The following is a 254-nucleotide window of genomic DNA, read 5'->3' as shown; positions in this document are numbered from 1 at the left end:
GGCTGTTTGTTTTTTCTAGGGTGTTTTTTTAAAGGTTCTTATTTTGCTTGCCCTTCTTTTCGAAAAATAGCTGCAATCAACCAGTCTGCTTTGACACCTTTTAACTCTTCTCGCTTTTGATTGCCACGATAGCTAGAATCCGCCGAGACAAAACACGCTTCGCTATGAAGAAAGTTCGCTGCTTCCGTGATGTCATAAACGTTGGCCGCCGTTGTACTCACGCTATGAGTTAACCCCCGTTCTAGCGTCAACAC

Annotated in this window: 1 protein-coding gene; it reads right to left on the bottom strand. The window is 44.1% G+C overall.

All coding sequences use genetic code 11. The annotated features are described in order from the left end of the window. Positions 1-38 precede the first annotated feature (38 nt). A partial coding sequence (locus AAEY75_RS16195; protein WP_352260175.1) for a transposase occupies positions 39-254 on the bottom strand: 216 nt, incomplete at its 5' end.

This window comes from Psychrobacter sp. TB55-MNA-CIBAN-0194 (genome assembly GCF_040309505.1).
Classification (GTDB): Bacteria; Pseudomonadota; Gammaproteobacteria; order Pseudomonadales; family Moraxellaceae; genus Psychrobacter; species Psychrobacter fozii.
The sequence above is the reverse complement of the archived record's forward strand: the minus strand, read 5'-3'. Positions and strand labels throughout refer to the sequence as shown.